At 71.2% G+C, this 23,276-nt stretch carries 22 protein-coding genes and 1 pseudogene; 14 read left to right on the top strand and 9 right to left on the bottom strand.

Annotation, left to right across the window (positions count from 1 at the left end):
• Nucleotides 1-22: 22 nt before the first annotated feature.
• Nucleotides 23-2,713 carry an AAA family ATPase gene (locus tag AB0I15_RS47755; protein ID WP_358112389.1) on the bottom strand — a complete coding sequence of 897 codons (2,691 nt, stop codon included), beginning with the start codon at nt 2,711-2,713 and terminating at the stop codon, nt 23-25.
• Between the two features lie 306 nt (nt 2,714-3,019).
• Between AB0I15_RS47755 and AB0I15_RS47760 the strand changes: the two genes are divergently transcribed.
• The 3 genes from AB0I15_RS47760 to AB0I15_RS47770 all read left to right on the top strand — a co-directional run bounded on the left by AB0I15_RS47760 (nt 3,020) and on the right by AB0I15_RS47770 (nt 6,298).
• Entirely contained in the window at nt 3,020-4,846 is a 1,827-nt protein-coding gene (locus AB0I15_RS47760) for a rhamnogalacturonan lyase (RefSeq protein WP_358112391.1), read from the top strand.
• 16 nt (nt 4,847-4,862) lie between these two features.
• Complete coding sequence (locus AB0I15_RS47765) at nt 4,863-4,994, top strand: hypothetical protein (protein WP_358112394.1); 132 nt, start codon at nt 4,863-4,865, stop codon at nt 4,992-4,994.
• A 98-nt stretch (nt 4,995-5,092) separates the two neighbouring features.
• Nucleotides 5,093-6,298, top strand: coding sequence for an FAD-dependent monooxygenase (locus AB0I15_RS47770; protein ID WP_358112398.1), 1,206 nt, complete (start codon nt 5,093-5,095; stop codon nt 6,296-6,298).
• On the opposite strand, the gene AB0I15_RS47775 is transcribed toward AB0I15_RS47770, so the two are convergent.
• The 4 genes from AB0I15_RS47775 to AB0I15_RS47790 form a co-directional block, all read right to left on the bottom strand.
• Nucleotides 6,228-7,544, bottom strand: coding sequence for an MFS transporter (locus AB0I15_RS47775; protein WP_358112402.1), 1,317 nt, complete (start codon nt 7,542-7,544; stop codon nt 6,228-6,230). The genes AB0I15_RS47770 and AB0I15_RS47775 overlap by 71 nt on opposite strands.
• Nucleotides 7,522-8,871 carry a cupin domain-containing protein gene (locus AB0I15_RS47780; RefSeq protein ID WP_358112405.1) on the bottom strand — a complete coding sequence of 450 codons (1,350 nt, stop codon included), beginning with the start codon at nt 8,869-8,871 and terminating at the stop codon, nt 7,522-7,524. The genes AB0I15_RS47775 and AB0I15_RS47780 overlap by 23 nt, the downstream gene beginning before the upstream one ends.
• 362 nt (nt 8,872-9,233) lie before the next feature.
• Nucleotides 9,234-10,658, bottom strand: coding sequence for an MFS transporter (locus AB0I15_RS47785; RefSeq protein WP_358112408.1), 1,425 nt, complete (start codon nt 10,656-10,658; stop codon nt 9,234-9,236).
• Between the two features lie 113 nt (nt 10,659-10,771).
• Nucleotides 10,772-11,284, bottom strand: a complete 513-nt coding sequence (locus tag AB0I15_RS47790; protein ID WP_358112411.1) for a helix-turn-helix domain-containing protein — start codon at nt 11,282-11,284, stop codon at nt 10,772-10,774.
• Nucleotides 11,285-11,358: 74 nt separating this feature from the next.
• Here AB0I15_RS47790 and AB0I15_RS47795 point away from each other — a divergent pair, with 74 nt between their 5' ends.
• Both AB0I15_RS47795 and AB0I15_RS47800 read left to right on the top strand, forming a co-directional pair.
• Nucleotides 11,359-11,955, top strand: coding sequence for a dihydrofolate reductase family protein (locus AB0I15_RS47795; RefSeq protein WP_358112414.1), 597 nt, complete (start codon nt 11,359-11,361; stop codon nt 11,953-11,955).
• Nucleotides 11,949-12,758, top strand: a complete 810-nt coding sequence (locus AB0I15_RS47800) for an MBL fold metallo-hydrolase (RefSeq protein ID WP_358112417.1) — start codon at nt 11,949-11,951, stop codon at nt 12,756-12,758. Before AB0I15_RS47795 ends, AB0I15_RS47800 begins: the two co-directional genes overlap by 7 nt.
• A 46-nt stretch (nt 12,759-12,804) precedes the next feature.
• On the opposite strand, the gene AB0I15_RS47805 is transcribed toward AB0I15_RS47800, so the two are convergent.
• The gene (locus tag AB0I15_RS47805; protein ID WP_358112420.1) at nt 12,805-13,872 is read right to left on the bottom strand and encodes an LLM class flavin-dependent oxidoreductase; all 1,068 of its coding nucleotides are present in this window, start codon (nt 13,870-13,872) and stop codon (nt 12,805-12,807) included.
• Between the two features lie 64 nt (nt 13,873-13,936).
• Complete coding sequence (locus AB0I15_RS47810) at nt 13,937-14,392, bottom strand: SDR family NAD(P)-dependent oxidoreductase (RefSeq protein ID WP_358112423.1); 456 nt, start codon at nt 14,390-14,392, stop codon at nt 13,937-13,939.
• A 173-nt stretch (nt 14,393-14,565) separates the two neighbouring features.
• Here AB0I15_RS47810 and AB0I15_RS47815 point away from each other — a divergent pair, with 173 nt between their 5' ends.
• The 3 genes from AB0I15_RS47815 (at nt 14,566) to AB0I15_RS47825 (ending at nt 17,050) form a co-directional block, all read left to right on the top strand.
• Nucleotides 14,566-15,477: an NAD(P)-dependent oxidoreductase gene (locus AB0I15_RS47815; protein ID WP_358112426.1), complete on the top strand. Its 912-nt coding sequence runs from the start codon at nt 14,566-14,568 to the stop codon at nt 15,475-15,477.
• Nucleotides 15,474-16,385 carry an RNA polymerase sigma-70 factor gene (locus AB0I15_RS47820; RefSeq protein ID WP_358112429.1) on the top strand — a complete coding sequence of 304 codons (912 nt, stop codon included), beginning with the start codon at nt 15,474-15,476 and terminating at the stop codon, nt 16,383-16,385. The genes AB0I15_RS47815 and AB0I15_RS47820 overlap by 4 nt, the downstream gene beginning before the upstream one ends.
• A 257-nt stretch (nt 16,386-16,642) precedes the next feature.
• Nucleotides 16,643-17,050: an ATP-binding protein gene (locus AB0I15_RS47825; protein ID WP_358112432.1), complete on the top strand. Its 408-nt coding sequence runs from the start codon at nt 16,643-16,645 to the stop codon at nt 17,048-17,050.
• On the opposite strand, the gene AB0I15_RS47830 is transcribed toward AB0I15_RS47825, so the two are convergent.
• Both AB0I15_RS47830 and AB0I15_RS47835 read right to left on the bottom strand, forming a co-directional pair.
• The gene (locus tag AB0I15_RS47830) at nt 17,047-18,270 is read right to left on the bottom strand and encodes a serine hydrolase domain-containing protein (RefSeq protein ID WP_358112435.1); all 1,224 of its coding nucleotides are present in this window, start codon (nt 18,268-18,270) and stop codon (nt 17,047-17,049) included. The two genes, AB0I15_RS47825 and AB0I15_RS47830, sit on opposite strands and share 4 nt — an antisense overlap.
• Nucleotides 18,271-18,554: 284 nt before the next feature.
• A pseudogene (locus AB0I15_RS47835) lies at nt 18,555-18,731 on the bottom strand (ATP-binding cassette domain-containing protein); the annotation flags it as partial.
• A 68-nt stretch (nt 18,732-18,799) separates the two neighbouring features.
• On the opposite strand from AB0I15_RS47835, the gene AB0I15_RS47840 reads away from it, so the two are divergent.
• The 6 genes from AB0I15_RS47840 to AB0I15_RS47865 all read left to right on the top strand — a co-directional run bounded on the left by AB0I15_RS47840 (nt 18,800) and on the right by AB0I15_RS47865 (nt 23,273).
• Nucleotides 18,800-19,438 carry a helix-turn-helix domain-containing protein gene (locus tag AB0I15_RS47840; RefSeq protein ID WP_358112438.1) on the top strand — a complete coding sequence of 213 codons (639 nt, stop codon included), beginning with the start codon at nt 18,800-18,802 and terminating at the stop codon, nt 19,436-19,438.
• 4 nt (nt 19,439-19,442) lie between these two features.
• Nucleotides 19,443-19,736 (top strand): DUF6204 family protein, encoded by a 294-nt coding sequence (locus AB0I15_RS47845; RefSeq protein ID WP_358112441.1) that lies wholly within the window; start codon nt 19,443-19,445, stop codon nt 19,734-19,736.
• A gap of 73 nt (nt 19,737-19,809) precedes the next feature.
• Nucleotides 19,810-20,367: an RNA polymerase sigma factor gene (locus AB0I15_RS47850; protein ID WP_358112444.1), complete on the top strand. Its 558-nt coding sequence runs from the start codon at nt 19,810-19,812 to the stop codon at nt 20,365-20,367.
• Entirely contained in the window at nt 20,367-21,182 is an 816-nt protein-coding gene (locus AB0I15_RS47855; RefSeq protein WP_358112447.1) for a hypothetical protein, read from the top strand. The genes AB0I15_RS47850 and AB0I15_RS47855 overlap by 1 nt, the downstream gene beginning before the upstream one ends.
• A gap of 151 nt (nt 21,183-21,333) precedes the next feature.
• Nucleotides 21,334-22,710 (top strand): hypothetical protein, encoded by a 1,377-nt coding sequence (locus AB0I15_RS47860; protein WP_358112450.1) that lies wholly within the window; start codon nt 21,334-21,336, stop codon nt 22,708-22,710.
• Nucleotides 22,707-23,273, top strand: coding sequence for an XRE family transcriptional regulator (locus tag AB0I15_RS47865; protein WP_358112453.1), 567 nt, complete (start codon nt 22,707-22,709; stop codon nt 23,271-23,273). Before AB0I15_RS47860 ends, AB0I15_RS47865 begins: the two co-directional genes overlap by 4 nt.
• Nucleotides 23,274-23,276 lie beyond the last annotated feature (3 nt).

Consider the following 23,276-nt stretch of genomic DNA (forward strand, 5'->3'; position numbering starts at 1 on the left):
GAATTGCCGGCGTACTTACCCGTCACAGGTCGAGCTGGGACAGCTCCGCGCGCCTGCTGATGCCCAGCTTCGGGTACGCCCTGTAGAGGTGATGCCCCACGGTGCGAGGGCTGAGGAACAATCGAGCGGCGATCTCGCGGTTGCTCAACCCGAGTGCCGCATGTCGTACGACCTGCAACTCCTGCGGAGTGAGGCGGGCGACCCCGCCGACGGCCGCGGGCGGGTCGGGGACGGCGCCGCCCAGCGCGTCGAGCTCGGTTCTGACCCGTTGACGCCAGCCATGCGCCGCGATGCGTTCGAACGCGGCAAGTGCCTCCAGTAGCTCGGTCCGGGCAGAGGAGCGGCGGCGGTTGCGTCGCAGCCATTCGCCGTACGCCATCCGCGTGCGAGCCCGGTCGTAGGGCCCGCATCCCTTGACGCCCAATGACGCCTCGAATCGCTGCCCGGCCTCGGGTCCATCGCTGAGGAGAGCCTCGCAGCGCAGGACCAGCGCGGTCGCCACCGGGCTCCGCGTCTGCTCCGCCCACGTGGCGAGCCGGGTCAGATGCCGCCGCGCGCGCTCCGGGTCACCGGCGCGTACCCCGGCCTCTACAAGGTCGGGAATGGCCCGGATGGTCACGTCCCAGCCGCACATGCCGCCGCAGACGTCGTCGAGCCGGTCGAGCGCGGCGGCGGGGTCGCCGTGCATGAGATCAATCAGGGCCAGTGCCCACCTCGCCTGGGCGGCCGCCATCGCATGGTGCCGGGGATCGTCCAGGACGAGGTCGGCCTGCCGGCGGGTGGCGGCCACCTCGCCGCGAACCGCGGCGAGCCAGGCCGAGATCGCGGTGAGGACGACCACCTGGAGGTCCTGACCCAGCTCGGCGGCCAACGACATGGCTTCGGCCACGTTCGCGGCCGCGTCCTGGAACCTGCCGGTGACCAGCAGGGCAAGCGCGAGCGGCTCCTGGGCGTAGGGCAGCCAGCCCAGCGCGCCCTGGTCGCGGAGCGTCGCGACGTGACCGTCGAGCAGGGGCACGGCGATGTCGTCCGCGCCGATCAGCACGCCCATGAATCCGGCGGTCAGCCGCTCGACCGACCCCTCCACGCCCCCTGTGTGGGCGGCATGGAGCAGGTCGCGCATCGGCGGCACGGCCGCCTCGGGCCGGCCGCGCAACAAGTCGGTGAAGCCCACCAGACCGCCGATGATCTCGGTGGGGCCACCACGGACGATCCGCAACCGCTCCGCGCATCGGCTGAGCAGGTCTTCGTCGGCCGCGTCGCGCGCGCACCAGGTCGCCTCCGTCAACAGGCCGACGGCGAGGACCGGATCAGCCGTGAGCACGGGCGTGACGGCGTCGAGCGCGAGCACACTCGCTCCGGCGGGCGAGCCTCGCTCGTAGGCGACCTGCGCCCGGACCCACCCCGCTTCGGCCGCCTCGCCCGGGTCCTGGGTCAACGCGGCACCGGCGGTGGCCAGCTCGGCCGCGCGGTCGAGCTGGCCGGCGTCATACGCCGCACGTGCGGCGGCCACCAGACGCCGGGCTCGGACGGCGCGGTCGCCGCTCAGTTGCGCGGCCCGCTCCAGCGCCCGCGCGGCGCCCATCGGCCCGCCGCGGCCGAAGGCCCGCTCGGCGGCCCTCTCCAGCTCGGCCGCCACCTTGTCGTCGATGCCGCCGGTGGCGGCGGCCGCAGCGTGCCAGGCGCGGCGGTCGGCGTCGCGCGGATCGGAGAGGGCGTCCGCGAGCGTCCGGTGCGCCTCGAGCCGCCGGGCGAAGGGCGCCTCCTGGTACGCCGCCGCGCGGATCAGCGGATGCCGGAACTCCACGGCGTCGGACATCACGCGTATGAGCCGGCCGCGCTCGGCCGGCTCCAGGTCGGAGGCGTCCAGCCCGAGCCGCCGGGCGGCGGCCAGGAACAACAACGGCTCGGACCCCTGGTCGGCGGCCGCGAGCAGCAACGCCAGCCGGGTGCGCTCGGGCAGCGCGCGGATCTGCAGGCGATAGTGCTCCTCCAGCCGTCCGGCGGCCGCGAGCGGGACGACAGGTGCCGGCAGCGTGCCACCGGCGGCGTTGGCCGCGAGCTCGACGATCGCCAGCGGATTGCCGCCCGACTCCAGCAGGACCCGGTCGGCGATCTCCTTCGGTAAGAAGCCGATGCTGGCGAGAAGCCGGGCGGAATCCCGGTGATCCAGGCGCGGCAGGCGGATGTCGTCGATCCCGGAGGCGGTGAAGGGCCGCTCGCCGTCACGCACCGCGAAGATCGCCGCAATGGGGTCGTTGTGGAGCCGCCGCACCGCGAACAACAGGGCGTCGACGGAGGACTGGTCGAACCACTGGACGTCGTCGAACAGGCACAGCAACGGGCCGTCACCGGCGAGCTCCGAGAGCAGCGTCAAGGTCGCCGCTCCCACGATGAGCCGGTCGCCGGAGGCGGACCCCGTCCCGAACGCGGCGTGCAGCGCTTGTGCGTGTGGTTCTGGCAGGGTGTCGAAACGGTGGCGGTCGCCGGCCAGCATCAACTGCAGGGCGGCGAACGGAATCTCGGCCTCGGACTCGATCCCGACCATGCGGAGCACGCGCATGCCGTCGGCGATGGCGGCCGCGTAGTCGAGCAGGGCCGTCTTGCCGATCCCGGCCTCGCCGCGCAGCACGAGCGACCGGCTCCGGCCGTCCTTCGCATCGGCCACCAGGCGGGTCAGTCGCGACCGTTCGAGGGGGCGGCCCACGATCACGGGAACAGTGTAGCCATCGAGCCGCACCGACCACGCCGTCGCCGTGGCGCCGGGCCGGCGGCGGCGCGGACTTGAAAGGGCCTTGCCGACGGGCAGGCGCCTGGCTTTAATACGCCCTGGCGCTGACCCCAGCCAACCCTGTCGCCGTCGAGGAGTCCCTGTGACCATCCCCGCAGGTCGGGCAGCATTCTTCACCGCCCTCGTTCTCCGCGCGTGCCTGTTAGCGCTATCACCGCGTCACCCCGCCTCGTGAAACTTTCTTTTTGCTCATCGGGAAAGCGCTTACCACACGCAAAGGAACCCATCATGCGCTTACGCCTCGCGGCCGCCGCCGTCCTGGCTCTGGCCGCCTCCACGCTCCCCTCCGCCCCGGCCCAGGCGGCGCCGCCCACCAAGCAGATGGAGGACCTGGACCGAGGGCTGATCAGCGTCCGCTCCGGCTCCGGCAACCTCGTCTCCTGGAGACTGCTGGGCCTTGACCCCGACGGCGTCTCCTTCAACCTCTACCGCGGCTCGACCAGGGTGGCCTCGGGCCTGACGACCTCCACCAACTACCTGGACAACGGAGCCGCCGCCGACGCCTCCTACACCGTGCGCGCGGTGGTCGGCGGGGCCGAGCAGGCCGCGTCCCCCGCCTCGCTCCGCTTCACCGGCGGCTCCTACCTGGACGTCCCCATCCAGCCGCCGTCGGGCGGCACCACCCCCGACGGCGTCTCCTACACCTACAGCGCCAACGACGCGAGCATGGGCGACGTGGACGGCGACGGCCAGTACGAGTTCGTCCTGAAGTGGGACCCGTCCAACGCCAAGGACAACTCCCAGTCCGGCTACACCGGCAACGTCTTCGTGGACGCCTACCGCCTGGACGGCACCCGGCTGTGGCGCGTCGACCTGGGCCGCAACATCCGCGCCGGCGCCCACTACACCCAGTTCCAGGTGTACGACTACGACGGCGACGGCCGGGCCGAGGTCGCGATGAAGACCGCCGACGGCACCAGGGACGGCCGCGGCACGGTGATCGGCAGCTCCAGCGCCGACTACCGCAACTCCAGCGGGTACGTGCTGAGCGGCCCCGAGTTCCTGACCATGTTCAACGGGCAGACCGGCGCCGCGATGTCGACGGTCACCTACGACCCGCCGCGCGGCACGGTCTCCTCCTGGGGCGACAACTACGGCAACCGCGTCGACCGGTTCCTGGCCGGGACGGCGTACCTGGACGGCGAACGTCCCTCGCTCATCATGGCCCGCGGCTACTACACCCGCAGCGTCATCGCCGCCTGGGACTTCCGTAACGGCACGCTCACCAAACGCTGGACGTTCGACAGCAACTCGGCGGGCTCCCAGTACGCCGGGCAGGGCAGCCACAGCCTGTCCGTCGGCGACGTGGACGCCGACGGACGTGACGAGATCGTGTACGGCGCGATGACCGTCAACGACAACGGCACCGGCCTGTGGAGCACCCGTACCGGCCACGGCGACGCCCAGCACCTGGGCGACTTCGACCCGGCCAGGGCGGGCCTGGAGTACTTCAAGGTCAGCGAGTCCACCTCGCAGCCCGGCTCCCTCTACATCGATCCGCGCACCGGCCAGATCCTCTGGTCCACCGCCTCGGGCTCCGACAACGGCCGCGGTGTGGCCGGGGACATCTCGACGGTGCGGGTCGCCGGTGAGTTCTGGTCGGCGGCCGACGGCAATCTGCGCAGCGTCACCGGCAACACCGCCGGCCGCAAGCCGTCCTCGGTCAACTTCCTCATCTGGTGGGACGCCGACCCGGTCAGGGAGTTGCTCGACCAGACCCGCATCGACAAATACGGCACCGGCTCCGACACCCGCCTGCTGACCGCCTCGGGCGTGCACTCCAACAACGGCACCAAGGCCACCCCGTCGCTGTCGGCCGACCTGTTCGGCGACTGGCGCGAGGAGGTCGTCTGGCCCACCAGCGACAACCGCGCGCTGCGCGTCTACTCCACGCCCACGCCGACGGACCGGCGCCTCTACACCCTGATGCACGACCCGCTCTACCGCGTGTCGGTGGCCTGGCAGAACACCGCCTACAACCAGCCCCCGCACACGAGCTACTTCATCGGCGACCGGATGAGCGCTCCCGCCCGGCCGGACATCTACGTGCGTTGACGTCCGTGATCGTCCGATGCGGGGCGCGCTCGACGACGCCCCTCATCGGACGATCTCACGCGCCTTCCTGCTGGGCCGGGCGATGGAGCACGACTCGCCGACGCTGCTGTTCAACCCTTCGCTGAATCCGATGACCGCGCAGCGATGATTTCCTGGCCACGCCCGAGTCTGACCATCGAGATGGAGGCGGACCGAGGACTGGGCCGACTCACATCATCGACACGAATCGGACGAGCAGGAGGCGATATGAGCGGCATCAGGGTGTTGGTGGCGGGGGCGAGCATCGCGGGACCAGCGCTGGCCCACTGGCTGCGCCGGCGGGGGGCCGAGGTGACCGTGGTGGAGCGCGCCCCCGAGCTGCGCCCCGGTGGGCAGGCGGTGGACGCGCGCGGGGTGGCCAAAGAGGTCATCCGGCGGATGGGGCTGGACGCGGCGGTGCGCGCGGCCCGCACCGATACCGCCGGCGCGTACATCGTGGACGCGGACGGGAACGTGCTGGAGACCCACCGCGCGGACGACCACGGCGGCGACGGGTTCATCGCGGATATCGAGATCCTGCGCGGGGACCTGTCCCGAGTGCTCCACGACGACACCCGGGACGGTGTCGAGTACGTCTTCGGTGACCGGATCGCCGAGCTCAGCCAGGACGCGGACGGGGTTGACGTGCTCTTCGCCGGCGGCGACCGGCGGCGCTTTGACCTGGTGATCGGGGCCGACGGGCTGCACTCGCAGTTGCGAGCGATGGTCTTCGGGCCGCGCGAGCACTTCATCCGCCATCTCGGGCTCGTGCTGGCCTTCTACAGCGTGCCCAACGAGTTCGGAGTGGACCGCTGGATGATCGACTATCAGGAGGCCGGACTGTCCGCCGGCCTGCGGCCCATGCCGGATGCCACTCGGGCGATGGCCATGCTCTCCTTCCCCGCGGCCGACTTCGACGTCGATTACCGCGACGTCGCGGCGCAGAAGCGCCTGCTGTGCGAGCGGATGGACGGGTTCGGCTGGTTGACCCAGCGCATCCTCGCGCACGTGGACGACACCCCGGACTTCTATCTGGACCAGGTCGCTCAGGTGGTGATGGACCGCTGGTCGAGCGGACGGGTGGGGCTGCTCGGGGACGCGGCGTTCAGCGCGTCGCCGATGTCCGGGGCGGGCACCGGGCTGGCCCTGGTCGGCGCCTACCTGCTGGCCGGAGAGCTGGCCGCCGCCGGGTGGGACCCGGAGGCCGGGTTCGCCGGCTACGAGGCTCGTATGCGCTCGTTCGTGGAGGCCAACCAGGAGATCGGCCGGTTGCACGTACACAGCCTCGAGGTCCCGGGGCCGGACGCCGGGCCGAGCCCCGATTTCGCCGGCGAATGGTTCACCGAACTGGTCGAGCGTGCGATCAACGGCGCCGAACTGCCCGACTACGCAGGAGTGCCGGACTCCGGCGCGTCGGCCGGCCCGAATCGCTGAACGCTGGCTTTCGGCCCGCTGCTCGGGGCGGGACACTGATCGAGGTGAGGAGGCTGATGATCAGGAAGCCGACCGTGAGTATCGGCCAGGCCCATGAGCCGATCCCCGCGATCAGTCCTGCGATCAGGACCGGTCCTATAGCGGCGCCCGCCCCCACGGCCATACCGAACACCCCTCCGTACTCCCCTTGGGCGGATTCACGGGCCAGGTTGTAACGGAGGAACCACTTGGCGGGGCTGAAGATCAGCTCCCCGAGGGTGAGAACCACCGCCCCGATGATCAGGAACGTCGGAGCCGCGCTCAGTGCGAACAGACCGGAAGCCCCGAAGAGCAGGCAGGCTGTCGCGATGAGGAGGCCGGAGAGCCGCAGGCGGCGTACGGCGGCCTGCCTGGAATCGACCGCTCTGCTGAACCGCATCTGAAGGAGTATGACAATGCCCGTGTTCAACACGATAAGCAGCGTGGTGAAAATGGTGGGGATATTTGGATGGCCGGCTATCCACAGTGGAATGCCCACGATGAGCACGGCATCGGAGATCATCATGAGTCCGCACATCACGGCCATGACGAGATAGGGAATGTCCTTGATCGCCGATACCGAGAACGTGGGCGCTCGCTCGTCCGCTTGATCCAGCCTGGTGGTGCCACCCTTCGTCCGCGGGAGCAGGGCCGCGCAGAGGGCTTGGGCCACGGCGTACCCAATGACGCAGGAGGTGTAGGCAGTGGACGCACCTGCGGTCACGATCGCGCCGAACAGCAGGGCTCCGGCCATGAAGCCGAGATTGTTGGCGCTCTGCAGGAGCGCGCTGACGCGGGTCCGTCGATCGGGATTGGGCAACTCGGCGACGACGGCGCCGAGCGCGATGTACGCCATTTGGGCCGCGATCGCCTGGAGAATCACCATCAGGATCGCCATGAGGGGAGAGGCGGTGCTCATCGCCAGTAACAGCACCGCTTGCAGACCGTAGGACATGACAGCCATCCGGTGCGGGCCGACGACATCGATGACGCGCCCGGCGGGAACGCTGACGAGCAGTCCGCACACCATTCCGGCCGTTTGCGCCAGACCCGCGTACACAATGGAGACGTCCGCGACCTTCGTCAGGAAGAGCAGGCTGCCTGGGGCGTACATCCCATAGCCGGCCCAGGAGACGAAGCTTGCGCCTGCCAGCCGGCGTTCCTGCGATACGCGATACCAGCCGACCTGGCCACCAGGGGTCGTCCTAGCACGCGACGGGGCGCTCATCGATTCCGTCTGTGGCTTCGGGAAGCAGCAGGTGAGCGTTACGCAGCGTGCGGCAGAGCTCGATGCGGTCCTGCTGACACAGCGTGTCGGCCAGATCCGCCGGCCGGAACGTCTCAAGGTCCAGGATGCGGCGCATCGCCGGTGAGAACTCGAGCGGCATGCTCACGGTGCGCTGCCCCAGCACCGCGTACAGGGTCCGGGCGGCCGACCGCGCGAACAGCTCGCATGGGACGCCGCTCGCTCGGACCAGGATCGTGTCATCGTTGATTTCCTCGCACGACACCCGAGTCTCGAAGCTGCCGGGGATCCTGTCAGGCAGTTGGTCGAGGAAACGCCGGAGGTGCGCCGAGTGTGCGGTCTCCAGGGACAGCGAGGCCAGCCGGTCGGACAGCTCCGCCATCCGCTTGTCGCCGATCTCGGCCAATCGGGAGGCCTCGCGCATCCAGTCGAGGGGCAGTTCCTCGTCCAGGCTGTGCCCTTCCAGGGATTCCATCAGGACGCCGAGCATGATGTCGCGCCAGGTGTTCGGCAGAGCCCCGATGGACAGGTGCCCGGACATCTCCGACTCGGTGCGCACTAGATGTGGTGTTCCTTTGGGCATGTACAGGACGTCCCCTGGACGGAGCACGATCTCGCCGTGCGTCGCCGCCACGCCATGTTCCTCCTCCCAAGGGGTCTGCTCCAGGTGCCAGACCTTTTCTCCGAACACCTGAAGAATGAAGAGGTCGTGCTCATCAGTGTGGCGGGTGAACGCCTGCGCGGATGGGGGGCCCAGATAGAAGTTGGCCTGGCACTTGTGGCCGATGAAGAGTTCCAGGGCCCGGCAGAAGTCCATGACCGGTCGGTGGTACCAATGCACCGCCTGGAGGATGAGGGTCGCTCCGGCGGTCACCGCCACGATGACCTCGGACGGGCTGGCGATGCCGCGATGCACGGCGTCAAGGAGCCGATCGCTCTCGGCGGCCCCGCGCGACGCCTGCGGCATGGCCTCCCGCATGGGTCTGAGGTGACTCGGGCGGGGGATGATCGTGCCATCCTGGACCAGCCGGATATGATCCCATCGCAACACCGAGGTTGCCGTCAGCAGGCGGTCGATGTCGGTGAGGGTGATCAGCTCGGCCCTCAGAGCGCTGTCATGCGACACGTGAGTGCGTTTGCCCCAAATCTGAGTGGTGAAGGATTCCACGTCACCGACACAACGCCGCAGGGCCTGCGAGTCCGAGGGGCGTGTCGTGTGTGGGATGGGGAGCAGGTCATGTAGCTCGTGGCCATGCAGCGTCGAGGTTTTGACGATGCGGATCTTTGTCTGGCCTGAAGTCGCGTCCATTTTCGTCCCTCTCGTCTGCCGACCTTTGACGAGGATGTTCGCGGCACCCGGCGGATGGCGGGCACCGCGAACAGCTGTCTACCCGGCCACCTGGTCCAACTGGGAGTCACCGACGGCCATTTCTAGCCCGATGCCCTCGTAACCCTCCATGCCGAAGTCGTCCTCGACCTTGATCGGTGCTGGTTCTGCGCTCATCTAGCGATCTCCTCTCGGCCATGACTGGCACTTCAGGCACATGCTCCGCAGCGACGCCACAATTCCGCTACACCGCGGCTACAGACGCGATGCGAGCCCGCCGAGGTACTGGTGAGGGGCTCCGGCTGGCGACGGGAAGTGGCTCCAACAAACTCCGGCGCGCTCGGTTACTGGGAAATTTCTTCATCCCCGTTACTGCTGCCGGGGGCGCGAGGCAGCAGTTGGACGAGGCCGGCGATGGCCAGTGCGATGGCGATCAGGTAGAGCAGCCCGTGCTGGAACGCCTGGCCCACCCCGTCCGGCAGGCTGCCGTAGAACACGATGCCGACGATGCCGACGCCGAGGGCCGCGCCGACCTGCTGAGCCGTCGTCAGCACGCCGGCCGCGGCCCCGGCGTGGTGCGGCGCGACCCTGGCCAGTACGGTGCCCATGATCGGCGCGAGCGCCAGCCCCATGCCGAACCCGTCGACGACCAGCGCCGGCACCAGCCATCCGATCGCCGCGCCCGAGGCGACCAGGGCGAGCAGCGCCGCCAGGCCGGCGGCCCGGACCAGACCGCCGAGGGCGATCGCCTGGCGGCCGAGCCGTGCGGCGAACCTGGGCGCCAGCAGTGAGGCCGCCACATAGCCGGCGCCGATCGGTGTGAAGATCAGGCCGGCCCCCAGCGCGTCCAGCCCGAGTCCTCCCTGGACGTACAGGGCGAAGACCAGGAAGTAGGCGGCCATGCCCATGGTGAAGGCCAGTTGGGTGAGCAGGCCGGCGGTGAAGGCCCGCTCGCGGAACAACGTCAGGTCGATCAGGGGTGACTCGTGCCGCCGCCGCGCGTAGGCGGCGAAGAGGACGACGGCGACGGCCGGCGACAACCACGTCCACAACGGCCAGCCCTGGTCGCGGCCCTCGATCAGCGGCAGCAGGATCGCGAGCAGCGCCAGCGTGACGAGGGCGGTGCCGCCCAGGTCGAGCCGTGCCGAGGCGCCGGGACGGCTCTCGGGGACCAGGCGGCCCGTCAGGGCGAGCGCGACCACCCCGATCGGCACGTTGATCAGGAAGCAGGCCCGCCAGCCGAGCCCGAACAGGTCGGCCTGGATCAGCACGCCGCCGATGAGCTGGCCGAAGACGGCGGCCATCCCCATGGTCAGCGCGTACGCGTTGAGGGCCCTGGCCTGGGCGGAACCGCTGTAGACGGTCCGCAGGATGGCCAGCACCTGAGGCGTGAGCGCCGCCGCGGCCAGGCCCTGCGCCACCCGGGCGGCGATCAGCGTACCGGCGTCGGGGGCCAGGCCGCACGCGATCGAGGCAAGCGTGAACAGGGCCATTCCGAGGGTGAACATGCGGCGTCGGCCGAGGATGTCGCCGAGCCGCCCGCCGAGGATGAGCCCGGATCCGTACGCCAGGCCGTACCCGGCGACGACCCACTCGGTCGCGGCGGCACCGGCGTGCAGGTCACGCTGGATGGCCGGGATGGCGACGTTGACGATGAAGAAGTCCAGGATCGTGATGAACACGCCGGTCAGCACGACCAACAGGGTGCCCGCCCCGGGCATGGCGAACTTCGCGGGAAGCCGGAATGACCCGTGGAGGAAGTGGATCATGGCGCGAAGCGTAACAAAGCTGCCGGATGGCAGGCTCACCGCACGAATCAAGAACCCACCGGGCGTGATCACTCAAAGGGATCCGAGCCGCCTTCTCAGCACCGAACGGCCCGTCACGTCGAGGAGCCCGGCGGACGCCTCCCATCGTCACCGGCCGCGGCGTAGGCGACCTCGAGACGCTCGAACGGGCCTGGACCGTTGCGCGGCTTCGGCGGGGCGCCGAGGTGGCGGACGCGAAGCTCGTCCATGAGCTCCTCGACGAACGCCGGACCCTCATCGCGCATGAGCCGCTGTCGGCTCCGGAGCTCCTCGCTGCCCGGGCGCCAGTCGAGGCCCCAGTTGCCGAGGGCGTAGATGATCGGAAGAATCTGGATACCGGCTTCGGTGAGGCTGTAGCGGGCGCGCTGCCCCCGTACGGCGGTGCCGCGGGTGAGGATCCCCGCGTCGACGAGCCGCACGAGGCGGTCGGCGAGGATGTTCGAAGCGATGCCCTCCATCGACCCGGTGAGCAGCGCCCGAAAGTAGCGGCGGTCGCCGAAGATGACGTCGCGCAGCACCAGCAACGACCAGCGATCTCCGAGCACCTCGACCGCGGCGTTGATCGGACACCCGGACCGTGGTTCCACGATTCCTCCTTGACAGGCTTTTCGCCCTACCTATAGTAGTTGCAGAATACAATCACTCATGGGACGAGGAGCTGATGGGCCGCTTCGTCTATTCGATGCAGGTTTCCCTCGACCTGCGGATCGAGCAAGTTCCCGGGGACAACGGTGCCGGCGAGTGGCTGCGCATCGACGAGGAACTGCACCGCGAGTGCAACGCGCTGACGCAGGCGCTCGCGCTCATGGTCCAGGGCCGGGTCTACTACGAGGTCATGGAGGAGTGCTGGCCACAGGCGCGCGAGGACGCGTCGCTGCCGGAGTTCATGCGTGAGTACGGCGAGATCTGGACCGCCAAGCCCAAGGTGCTCGTCTCCCGCACCCGCCGCAGCGCCGATCACAACACCCGGATCATCGGCGGAGACGACGCGATCGAGCAACTCGCCGCCCTGCGGGCCGGGACCGACGGCAGCATCAGTGTGGGCGGCGCGGCGCTCGCGACGCAACTGCTCCGGGCTGGGCTACTCGACGAGCTGCTGCTCATCACCCATCCCGCGATCCTCGGCTTCGGCAGGCCGCTGTTCGACGACTACGACGTGCCGATCGAGCTCGACCTGCTCGAGCAGCGATCGTTCAACCAGGGCGTCACGATGCGTCGCTACGCCATCCGGGACGTAAAGGAGGCGAGCCCATGCTGAGGCAGGTCGCCGAGGGTGTGCTGGTCCACGAGAGCGAGTTCGTGCAGAGCAACGGCGTTGTGGTGCGGGGCCGGGCCGGTGTGTTGCTCATCGACCCCGGCGTGACGGGCTCCGAGATCGACTGCCTCGCGAACGACCTTCGCGAGTTGGGTCAGCCCGTGGTGGCAGGGTTTTCCACGCATCCGGATTGGGACCACCTGCTCTGGCACGCCCGGCTCGGCGAGGCCCCCCGTTACGGCACGGCGCGCTGCGCGGCCGCCGTCCGAGAGCAGTTGTCGGACGCAGACGCGAAGGCCCGCATCGCCGCCCACCTGATCGAGACGGAAGTCGCCGGGCAGGTGCCGCTGGACCTGCTCGGCCTCATTACCGGCCTGCCCGCCGGAACCGCGCACGTTCCCTGGGACGGCCCTCAGGTCCGGATCATCGAGCATCAGGCGCATGCCCCGGGCCACGCGGCGCTGTTGATCGAGGAGCGCGGGGTTCTCGTCGCCGGCGACATGCTGTCCGACGTCCTGGTTCCGATGCTCGACGACGGAGACGTCGCCACCGCGATCGAGGAGTACCTCACCGCGCTGCGGCTGCTCGAGGGCGTGGCGGGTGACGTCGATGTCGTCGTCCCGGGCCACGGTTCCGTCGGCGGCTCCGGCCAGGTACAGGCCCGGATCGACCTGGATCGGGCGTACGTACTCGCGTTGCGGAACGGCCAGGACTCCGCCGACCCACGGATCGGCCCGTCGGCCAAGCCCGGCTGGGAGTGGGTGAGCGACGTGCACGAAGGGCTACTCCGGCGCCTCGCCCAATGAGGCGAGCGCGACGGAGCGGCCGAACGTCGGCACCGCCGAGCACCGCTCAGGTGATCAGCTTCGCGAGCCCGGCCAGCTCCGTCGCCGGATCGATGACCGGCTGCACCACGATCTCGTCGAGCCCGGCCTGTTCCAGGGTGGCGATGCGCGCGAGCAGGTCGTCGTGCGTCCCGGCCAGGGTGAGCGCGTCGATCAGCGAAGGCAGGATCAGGTCCCGGTCCGCCGGCGCGATGCGCTCCAGGTAGCCGGGGTAGAGCGCGATGTACCGGTCGGGCGCGACGGCCGTGGTGCCCCGCCGGTCGAGGAGTGACCGCACGGCGTCACGGACGTCGGCGCCGAGCCGTTCGGCGAACGCGGGTGTCTCGGCGGCGAAGGTCAGCAGCGACATGACGATGTGGCCCGTCGCGTCGCGTACCGCGTCGCCGTAGGGATCCGCCCCCTCGTCGAGCACGTGCAGCGCGGTCATGACGTAGGAGCCGGCGCCATGGGGCGCATCCGCGGCCCGCAGGCGGGCGTCGTGGAGCGCGCCCCAGGCCGCGGGGTCGAGCAGGCCGAAGGAGAGGATGCCGGCGCCGCGGCGGCCGGCGACGGCGGCGGCCTTCGGCCCGGTCGCGGCCACCACGAACTCGATGGGGTCGGTGGTGTTCACGTGCGGCCCGGCGTGCAGGAGCCGGATGTCGCGGACCCGGTCACCCTCGCGGTATTCGACGGTGCCTCCGCCGCACAGGCCCTGCACCGCGGCGGTGAACCCCTCGAGTTCGGCCGTCGTGGTCGGCGGCATTCCCAGGGTGCGCCGGGCGGTGTTCCCGGTGCCGACGCCGCAGATGATCCGGCCGGGCGCGAGCGCGTTGAGGCTGGCGAACGCGCTCGCCGCGGCCGGTATCGACCGCAACGCCGGTGAGGTCACGCCGACGCCCAGCTTGATCCGGCTGGTGGCCTTTGCGCACAGCCCCAGCGCCACGAACGGATCGCCGTGCAGCACGGGTGTGTCGTAGACCCAGAAGCTGCTGAAGCCCGACTCCTCGGCTCGCACGGCGAGGTCCGCCACGCCGGGCTGTGCCGTGACCACGATGCCCATGCGCATGGTGCCCCCGCCGGTTGGACTGCGGATCATGACCCGGCCGGGAGGATGCCGGCCAGGTCGGTCGCGGCCAGCCTACTCGGCCGCCCCACCCTGGTTACCAGGGCACGGGGCCGCCCTCGCCGAAGAACCCGCCGGTGGGTCCGTCCGCGCCGAGCGTGGCCAGGCGCCCCACGACGGCGGCGCCCTGCGCGGTGGTGAGAAACCCGGTGTGGTTGTTGCTGTCGGTGTCGACGTAGCCGGGTCGGCGGCGGTTGACCAGGATGCCGGCCTTGCGCAGCTCGTTGGCGTACTGCACGGTCAGCGCGTTCAGCACCGTCTTGGAGGGCGAGTACGCGGCCGACGCCGGGTCGGTGACGTCCAGGGTGACCGGGTGCGCGTCGCCGCCCGCCGCGCGTACCGCCTCGGCGGCCTGCTCACCGCGGCGCGGGTTCCTGGCGCCGATCAGGATCGTCATGCCCAGCTCGGCGAGCTGCTCGGCGGTCGCGCTGCCGATGCCCTTGTTCGCCCCGGTGAGCATCGCCACCTTCTGGTGCGCGGTGTGCTCGTGCATGGCCAGGCGCCTGTTCCGAAGGTGCGTCCCCCACGGGACGAGGCAACGCGGCCGCCTGTGACATCCGGTCCGCCGTCTTTCCGGAAGCCGGTTCTGCCCGCCATGTCACAGACGGCGGGGCTGTCTCGTCTCGGGTGGCGGAGACAGATGCTCACGTCGGGAAGGTGATGGTCATGCGGGTGTTCGTGGCAGGCGGGGCCGGGGTGCTGGGGCGGCGGCTGGTGCCGCGGCTCGTGGCGCGTGGTCACCAGGTGACGGCGACGACGACGGGCAGGGCCAAGCTGGGCCTGCTGGAGGAGCTGGGCGCGGAGGCGGTGGTGATGGACGGGCTGGACGCGAGGTCGGTCGGCGAGGCGGTGGCCCGGGCCCGGCCGGACGTGATCGTGCACCAGATGACCGCCATTTCCGGCAAGCCCGATATCAAGCACTTCGACCGCTGGTTCGCCACCACCAACCGGCTGCGCACCGAGGGGACTGACCACCTGCTGGCCGCCGCCCAGGCGATGGGCGGGGCCCATGTCGTCGCGCAGAGCTATGGCGCCTGGAACGGCATCCGTTCCGGCGGATGGGTGAAGACCGAGCAGGACCCGCTGGACCCGACGAGCACGGGCAAGGGCGCGGAGGCGATCCGCCACCTCGAGGACGCGGTCGTCAAGGCCGGTGGCGCGATCTTGCGCTATGGCGCGTTCTATGGGCCGGGCGCCACCGACGACCAGGTCGAGCTCGTACGCAAGCGGCAGTACCCGGTCATCGGGAACGGCGGCGGCCACAGCTCGTGGGTGCACCTCGACGACGCGGCGGCTGCCACCGTCCTGGCCGTGGAGCACCAGGCGAAGGGCGTGTTCAACATCGTCGACGACGAGCCGGCCGCGGCCAGGGAGTGGCTGCCCTACCTGGCCGGGTGCGCGGGGGCGAAGCCGCCGATGCGGGTCCCCAGATGGCTGGCCCTGCCGCTGGCCGGGCGTACGGCGGTGACGATGATGACCGAGGGGCGCGCCTTCTCCAACGCCAAGGCCAAGCGGGAGCTCGGCTGGCGGCTGCGTTACCCTTCCTGGCGGCAGGGCTTCAAGGAGGAGCTGGCGTGAGGCGGGCCGAAGAGTTCGAGGACCTGCGGGCGCTGCTGTTCTCGATCGCCTACCGGATCCTCGGCAGCGTGGCCGAGGCCGAGGACGCGGTCCAGGAGACCTGGCTGCGCTACGAGGCCTCCCCGACCCAGCCCGTCTCGGTCAAGGCGTTCCTGTCGGCCACGGTGTCCCGGATCGCGATCGACGTGCTGCGCTCGGCGCGCGTCCGGCGGGAGGAGTACGCCGGGCGGTGGTTCCCCGAACCGCTGCTGGCCGACCCGTACGAGGATCCGGAGCGATCGGCGGAGCTGGCCGACTCGGTGTCGATGGCGGCCCTGCTGCTGCTGGAGCGGCTCAGCCCGCTCGAGCGGGCGGTCTTCGTGCTGCGGGAGGTGTTCGGGTTCGGTTTCGCGGAGGTCGCGTCGGCGGTGGGGCGTTCGGAGGCGGCGTGCCGCCAGCTCGTCGTACGGGCGCGCCGCCACATGGACGCGGGACGCGCCCGGTTCGAGGCGGATCGCCGGGAGCGGGACGAGCTCGCCGGGCGTTTCTTCGACGCCTTCCGGGAGGGTGACGTCGACGGGCTGCGGGAGCTGCTGGCCGCCGACGTGCAGATGGTCGCCGACAGCGGCGGCAAGGCTCCGCTGTGGGGCAACGGCGTCTTCGGCGCCGGGAACGTGGCCCGGACGCTGGCCGCGATCGTCGCGCCGTTCGCCCGGATCGGCGGCGTCGTGGAGCCGCACGAGGTGAACGGCCAGCCGGGCGCGATCTTCCGGGACCGGGACGGCAAGGTCGTCAACACCTTGACGCTCGACATCCTCGACGGGCAGGTTCAGACGATCCGCGCGGTGATCAACCCCGACAAGCTCGGGCACCTGGGTCCGGTGGCGGACGCGTGGACGGTCATTCGCGAGGCGACCCGGAACCGGTAGCCGGCCGCTCAGCGCGACAGGGGGCTTGTGGGCGCTGACCTGCCCTGGCGTCGGAGGTTCCCGGTGACACACACCGGGAGCCTCTGTGACAACAGAGACGGGTGGGACGTATGCTGGTCCCGCGTCCGGGCCCGGCGCCACACCACTTCGCGGCACTCAGCGCGCACTCAACATCTCCTCAACAACGCCCCCCGCATGCTTGCGTCATGCCCCGCCGGCAGCGGGGAGGCAGCGGCTGAGGATTGGGGTGTGGCTCGATGACCGGCATCACGAGGATCGCGGCGGCCAGGACACTGGCGCAGGAGCTCGAGAACCACCTGGCGCAGTGGTCGGACCGGACGGGGATCACCGTCGAGACCTGGGCGTTGCCCACGGCGGACGTGCCCGCGCGGGTGACGCGGGGCGTGCTGGCCGTGCTGCGCGAGGCGCTGGCGAACGTCGAGCGTCACAGCGGCGCGAGCACCGTGTCCGTCGCGATCACCACCGGCCGGGCCGGGCTCCGGCTGACGATCAGCGATAACGGCGCCGGCCCGGCCGGTGGTGCGGATCGCTCGGCCGCGGGGATCGCCGGGATGCGGACGGCCTTCGCCGAGCTCGGCGGCACCCTGTCGGTCCGCGGCGTGCCCGGCGAGGGCACGACCGTGAGCGGCCTGCTCCGCCGTTAGCGCGGCAATGGCCGCAACGGCGGCGTGGCGGTGCCGGGCCCGCACAGCGCCAGCACCGTGTGCGCGTTGAGCGCGGTGTCGATCGGGCTGGGGACGATGGCGCCGTTCTCGTCCAGGCGCTGGTACCACGTGCTGTTGATGCCGAACGACGCCTGCCGCCGGCCGTCCGGGCTGGACACCGAGCGCGTACCCATGCCGAAGACGCCCCCGTCGGACCCCCAGAACCGGCCGCACGGCAGGTCCAGCGGCATGATGCCGAGGCCGTAGCGGAACGGGGCCGCGACCGACCCCACGACCACCGTCTTCTGCATCTCGGCCAGTTGCGCCGCGCCGATCAGCTCCCCGCGCAGCAGTGCCCGGAAGAACCGGTTGAGGTCGTCCATCGTGGAGGTGATGGCCCCGGCCGTGCTCGCCCACGACATGTCGTACACGCTGTACTCGCGCGGCGGATCGATCGTGCCGAACAGCGTGGTGTACGCCTTGGAGTGCGGCCCCGGGATGTGGGGTGTGCGCGGGAACGAGGTGTGCCGCAGGCCGGCGCGGTCGATGACCTCCCGGGTGATGTGGCGCTCCGCGTCCTCGCCCGTCACCTGCTCCAGCACCAGACCCGCGAGCACGTAGTTGGTGTTGGAGTAGGCCCCGGGCGTCGTCCCCGGCTCACCGGTCGCGGGCGCGCCCAAGCCCAGCCCGGCGAGCTCCTCCTGGGTGAAGGTGCGGAAACGGTTGGCGTCCAGGCTGGCGGGCGAACCCTCCACGGCCGAGGGGAACGCCAGGGGGAGGTATTCGGCGATGTGGCTGGTGTGGTTGAGCAGCATGCGAACGGTGACCTTCCGGCCGCGCTCGCCCGGGAGCAGGCCGGGCAGATAGCGGCCCACGGGGGCGTCGAGCTCGACGGCTCCGCGTTCCACCTGCCGCAGGACGGCCACGGCGGTGAAGACCTTGGTGATGCTGCCGATCCGGTGGACCAGGTCCGGCCGTACGGGGCGGCCCGTGGCCAGGTCCGCCACGCCGGCGGCGCCCCGCCACGTCCGGGTCCCGTCACGGACGCCGGCGTAGACGCCGTACATGCCGGCCTCGTGCACGGCGTCCAGCGACCGCTGGAGCGCCTGCCGGTCCAGGCCGCCGTCGGTGGGCGGTACGGTGCCTGCCGCGAGGATCGCGCTCAGCAGGGGCATCACGGCCAGGCGCCGGCCGGCGGCGAGTAATCGGTGAGAGATCATGCGTTCCAGTCTGATCCACCGTGGCGGAGCGCAGGCGCCGGCCGTGCCCGTCATTCGTCAGGCAGGGTCGGGATGACCCGCGTTCACGGCCGGGCCGTACGGGTGAACAGCCGGATCCCGCCGTAGAGGCACAGCGCGGCCAGCCCCAGCGTGACGGCGGCGCCGAGCGCGACGGTGCCGCCGCCGTAGTGGCCGAGGAACGCCTCGCGTACGGCGTCCACCGTGTAGCGGAACGGCACCACGCGGGAGACCGCGTCCAGCCAGCCGGGGGACAGGCTCATCGGCAGGAGGGTGACGAGCATGCGCAGGGTCGTGGTCTTGCCGGCGCCGTTGGGGCCGAGGAAGCCGAGGATCTCGCCGCGTCCGACGGTGAGGTCGATCCCGCGTACGGCGTGCACGGGCCCGTTCTTCAGGGTGAACGTCCGGGTCAGGCCCCGGGCGTGGATGGCGGGTGAGGACATGCCGGAGAGAAAACCACAGTTCACTCCAAAACTGCAATCGACTTAAAGTTTGCAGTAGACTTCACACCATGACCGAAGGACTGCGGGAGCGCAAGAAGCGCCAGACCCGGCAGCGCATCTCCGAGGCGGCCATCGCCCTGTTCGTGGAGCGCGGGTTCGAGCACGTCACGATCGCCGAGGTCGCCGCGTCCGCCGAGGTGTCGGTGAACACCGTCTACAACTATTTCCAGGCCAAGGAAGACCTGGTCCTGCCGCCCGAGGAGGCCTCGCCGCAGCGGCTGGCCGACATCGTGCGCGAGCGGCCCCCCGGCAGCTCGGCGGCGCAGGCGCTCCTGGCGCGGCTGCGCCAGGAGGTGCGCGGGCGCGAGCGCCAGGTGGGCCTGACCGCCGGGTTCGGGCGGTTCCTCGAGATGATGCGGGCCGCCCCGACGCTGACGGCCCGGCTGGAGGACCTGGCGCACCAGATGACGGACGCGCTGGCGGCCGTGCTGGCGGAGGAGACCGGCGCGGCCAGGGAGGATCCGCTGCCGCGCGTGGTGGCCTGGCAGCTCGGCGCCCTGCACGCGCTGGTCCTGTCGGAGATCGGGCGGCGCACGGCGGCGGGCGAGCGGCCCGACGCGATCGCCGGCGCCGTGCTGGAGCTGCTCGACACCGTGGAGGGCGTGCTGGGCGAGCGGGTGCTGACCTATGCGGTGCGGGAGGGATGACGACGTGTTCAGGGTGACGATCAGAGGCAAGTTCAAGGGGCTCGGCGACGCCGGGCGGGCCGCCGTGCTGGCGGCGGGGGGCGCGGCCTTCACCGAGGCGGGCACGTTCACCTACGATCAGAGCGTCTCGGTGTTCACGTTCCGCTGCCAGGTGGCCGCCGGGCCCGACGACGGGGAGGACGAGGCGGCGCTGGGGGCGATGGTGGCGCTGGAGGCGTACGCGCAGGCGTACGAGGTCCTGAAGGTCGGGGTGACCGACATGCGGGAGATCAAAATCCGTGCCCGGAAAAAACCCTAAAAATTGGGGTGAAACAACCGGGTGGGTCCGGACACGTACAGGGTGACAGACCCGCCGGACGAGAGAAGGCAGCGTGGCCCCCCGTGATCGCAAGCAGCGTTTCGAGGAGATCTACGCCGCGCAGTACGCCGACATTCTCGCCTACGTCCGCCGGCGCGCCGGCGCGGCCGAGGACGCCGCCGACGCCCTCGCCGAGACGTTCGCCATCGCCTGGCGCCGCCTCGACGACGTCCCCGAGGGCCGCCCGGCGCGGCTGTGGCTGTACGGGGTGGCCCGCCGCGTGCTGGCCAACGGCCGCAGGGCCGAGTCGCGCCGCACCGAGCTGGTGGAGCGGCTCGGCCGGCAGCTCGCCCTGTGGGCGGAGTCGGCCGGGGCCGACGGCGGCGATCTCGGCGGCGTGCGGGAGGCGTTCGCGCGGCTGAACCCCGACGACCGCGAGGTCCTGGCGCTGGCCGGCTGGGAGGGGCTGAGCTCCGACGAGATCGCCACGGTCCTGGACTGCTCGCGTGGCGCCGCCCGGCTGCGGCTGCACCGGGCCCGCAAACGCCTGGCCAAGGAGTTGCAGGCGGCCGGGCTCGACGTGGCCCGGTTCGGGTTCCGCGCCGTCGCGCTGACCAAGGGGGCCATGTGATGCACGACATCGACCGCCTCGTGGCCGGCATCGCGCCCGACCCCGGCCCCGGCATGACGCCGCTGGCCAGGGAACTGATGGAGGAGATCACCGAGCTGCCGGCCGCCGCCGCGCCGGCCCCGCGCAGGCGCCGGTGGGTGGCCGCCCCCGTGCTGGTCACGCTGGCCGGCGTCCTGTCCTTCGGCCTCGCCCAGGCGCCCGCCTCCGCCGCGCTGGACATCGACCGGGTGGGCGACCACTACGTCATCACCGTGCAGGACCTGATGGCCGACCCCGAGGTGTACCAGGCGGAGCTCAAGGCCCGGGGCCTGGACATCAGGCTCAGGCTCGTAGCGACCTCCGCGTCCCAGACCGGTCGGATGTTCGTGGTCAACGACCTCGACCGGCTCAGATCGGGCGTGCCGGTGCCGGTCGACGGGCCGATCACCACCATCGACGGCCCCGGCCCCTGCCCGCGGCCGGCCGGCTGCCCGGTCGGGGTGAAGGTCCCGGTCGACTTCGCCAAGAAGGCCGAGATCACCCTCGGCAGGCGGGCCCGGCCCGGCGAGCGGTACAAGATGCCGCCCGGCATCGCCGCGGCCGGTGAACCCCTGCACTGCGTCGACTACGTCAACAAGCCCGTCGCCGAGATCGTGGCGATGCTGCGCGAGCGCGACGTGACGCCGAGGTTCATCTCCGCCGAGTGGCTCACGCGCGACTCGTCCCCCGACGGCTGGTACGTCCACCTCGGCGTCATGACCGCCGACCGGGAGGCGCTCCTGCTGGTCGGCCCGCGCCCCCACGACAAGGCGGAGCCGCCGGACCCGTCCTGCTGACCCCACCTGCGGCGGCATGGGTGGTTACGGCATGGTTATGCCCTTTCCCTCATGATCGCTGACGGGCCGCGAGCACAGGCTCCGCCCTTTTCCGCGCCGCCGTGCGTTCTGTTTCGCATGCGCGGACTCCCCGCCGACGATCGGATTTCGCGTGCTCGCCGACACCCGTGTGGCGCTGCCTTCGCAGCGCCGCGCCGCCGCCCTCGCGGACCACCGCGTCTTCGCCGTGCTGCTCGCGCTGGCCGCCGCGCTGCGACTGGTGACGATGCTCGGCTACCGGCCGGCCACGCTTTACTGGTACGACTCCTTCACCTACCTCGACACCGCCGTGCACCTGGCGCCGTCGGCGACCTTCCACCCGATCGGCTACCCGCTGCTGCTGCGGGCGCTGCTGCCCTTCCACAGCGTGGAGCTGGTCGTGGCCGTCCAGCACGTTCTGGGCTTGGGCGTCGGCGTGCTGATCTACGCCGTGCTGCGCCGCCGGTCGCTGCCCGGCTGGGCCGCGGCGGCGGCGACCGTGCCGCCGCTGTTCGACGCCTCGTTCCTGCGGCTGGAGCATGCGGTGCTGTCCGACACGCAGTTCATCGTCCTGGTCGTGGCGGGGCTGGCCGTGCTGCTGTGGTCGCCGCGGGTCTCGACGCGGGCCGCCACCGTGGCGGGCCTGCTGTTCGCGCCGGCCGCGCTGACCCGGACGATCGCGCTCCCGCTCCTGGCGCTCGTGGTGCTGGTGCTGGCCGTGCAGCGCGTGGGCCGGCGGCGGCTGGCCGCGCTGACCCTGGCCGGTACGTTGCCGCTGGCCGCCTACGCCGCCTGGTACGCCCAGCACCACGGCCGGTTCGCGATCAGCGGCGCGGACGGCGTCGCCCTGTGGGCCCGCACGATGACGTTCGCCGACTGCGCCCGCATCCAGCCGCCGCCCGAGCGGGCCGTCCTGTGCCCCAACGCGACCGTGCTGGACGCGGCCTCGGAGTACGTGTGGTCCGCCCATGCCTCCCTCAACCGGCTGCCCGGCGACCGGTTCTCGCACAACGACCTCGCCCGCTCGTTCGCGATCGACGCCGTCCTCGCCCAGCCGCTGGACTACCTGGCCGACGTCGTACGCGACACCGCGATCGCCTTCTCCTGGACCCCGATCCCGCATCCCGACCGCACCACGCCGGCGTTCGGCTTCAAGCACGGCTACTGGGGGCTGCCCGATCAGCCGCTGGTGGAGAAGGTGCGGCGGGAGTACGACCCGGACATCAGCGGCCAGTCGTCGGTCGGCCCGTTCGCGGACTTCCTCATCGTCTACCAGTACGCCGCCTACCTGCGCGGCCCGATGCTGGGCGCGATCCTGCTGGTGGGCGCGGCCGGCGCGCTGCGGCGGCCGCGCCGGGCGCTGCTGCCGTGGGCGATGGCCATGGGGCTGCTGGTCGGCCCGGTCGCCGTCCTGGACTTCGACCACCGCTATGTGCTGCCCGTGATCCCGGTCGCCTGTCTGGCCGCCGGTCTCGCACTTCCCAGATTTGGGATAAAGTCCCATATGTGAGACAGATTGCGGAGGTGGAGACCCGGCTGGCCGACCGGCTGGCGACGCTGCGGGTCGAGCACGGCTGGTCGCTGGAGGAGCTGGCGAGCCGGTCGGGGATCAGCCGCTCGACGCTGTCCCGGCTGGAGCGCGGCGAGATCAGCCCGACCGCGGCGCTGCTGGGCCGGCTGTGCACGATCTACGGGCGGACGATGTCGCGGCTGCTGGCCGAGGTGGAGTCCGAGCCGCCGCAGGTCGTGACCGCCGCGGCGCAGGAGGTGTGGCACGACGAGGAGTCGGGGTTCGTGCGCCGCTCGGTGTCGCCCCCGCATCCCGGGCTGCGCGGCGAGGTCGTGGAGGGCCGGCTGCGGCCGGGGGCCGACATCGCCTACGACGCGCCGCCCGTGCCGGGGCTGGAGCAGCACATCTGGGTGCTGGAAGGGGCGGTGGAGATCACCGCCGGCGGCCACACGCACACCGTCGAGGCGGGCGACTGCCTGCGGTTCCGGCTGTGGGGCTCCTCCCGTTTCCGCTGCGCCGGCCCCGCCCCGGTCCGGTACGCGATCCTGATCGTCCTTCCCTGACCG

The sequence above is a fragment of the Nonomuraea sp. NPDC050643 genome (genome assembly GCF_040654715.1).
Classification (GTDB): domain Bacteria; phylum Actinomycetota; class Actinomycetes; order Streptosporangiales; family Streptosporangiaceae; genus Nonomuraea.